General features: G+C 45.4%; 1 pseudogene. It reads right to left on the bottom strand.

The features are described 5' to 3' along the window. Positions 1 to 197: 197 nt before the first annotated feature. Positions 198 to 1,273: pseudogene (locus ABUA47_RS23755) on the bottom strand (chromosome partitioning protein ParB); the annotation flags it as partial.

The following is a 1,273-nucleotide window of genomic DNA, read 5'->3' as shown; positions in this document are numbered from 1 at the left end:
GGTGGCGGCGGGGCATCGGGAGGTAGCTATAAATGGAATAGAAAAGGCATAATCGCGCGGATGGCGGGTTTGCCCGACAGACGCGCCGCCCGACAACAGCTTGGAGCAGTTGTCCGTGAACATCTTCACTTTCATTGAATTAGGAACGAATAGAGGACAGATTACTCTACCCCCTATTCGTTAGTTAGTGATTATGGTTAAGCTGCAATATCTTCCTCTTGTGGCTGTTCTTCGGTCTGCATCCCTACTTCGGATTGCTGTTTGTCAGATTGCTCCGCTTCCTGCTTTGCTTGTTCCTGCACCAAAAGAACGGCTTTTTTCTCTTCGATACGTTGGTGACGCTTCTCATACACTTCATTATGTCCGTTCTTGATGTCTGCCAACAGGTCGGGCATATGTTTTTGTGCGAAGTCAAGCAAGAGGGATGCAATGGCATTGCTGCCGTATGCGTTCTTGAAATTAGCAATTAGAAAATCCCTGCGGATAATCGCTTTCTGCTTGCTCGTGAGGTTGGCGATGATGTTTATCTTTTCTTCATCCGTAAGGTGGCAATAAGGCTTTTTTTCTCCGATACCTACCGCTTCAAAATGCTCCTTGCGGAGGGATGATAACAAGAAGAAATAAATCATCTTATCCTCGTCTTGCCCAAACTTGCACTCGGACATATCAACTTCCAAAATCTGTTTTTTGGTGTCCTCTACAGTCTTTTCAAGAACAATTTCCTTGTTACGCTTGTCTTGTTTCTCCAATTTCTCCATTGGAGAAAGTGTCTGCTCTTGATTTGTACTATTAGAGGCATAGGTAACTTTGGTCATATAACAAAGTACAATATCCTTGCTCTCAACACGGAAATAGAGGGTAATTTCACCTGCTTCACATCGGGTACGGATTTCCTCGCATTTCTCCGTGTAATCGTTCAACTCCTGCTCGTACTCGCTCTGTGCCTGTCCGTATTCTTCGGCAGTATCGTAATCCTCTTTTAAGGGTGCTTCGGGCTGTTTGGGATATGCTTTCGCATAACAATTAAGACGTTCCACTTCGTACCCCATAGCAGTAAGGCGTTCTACTACGATTTCGTTGTAGTTAGTATTTTCACGACAGAGAGGAACATCGGGACGTTCTTCCATAAGGCGCACGGCTTTCTCTGTGAGGTATGCCGCATTCATTTCTGCAAGGCAAGTACGATTGGCGCAATTTCCACAACCACCTTCGCAGAACAGCACCATATTATTTGTATTGTGGGGACAGGACAGACAGAGGGTCTTGTCAAATG

The sequence above is a fragment of the Bacteroides sp. RTP31139st1_H2_RTP31139_211217 genome, assembly GCF_040227615.1.
Taxonomy (GTDB): Bacteria; Bacteroidota; Bacteroidia; order Bacteroidales; family Bacteroidaceae; genus Bacteroides; species Bacteroides uniformis.
The sequence above is the reverse complement of the archived record's forward strand: the minus strand, read 5'-3'. Positions and strand labels throughout refer to the sequence as shown.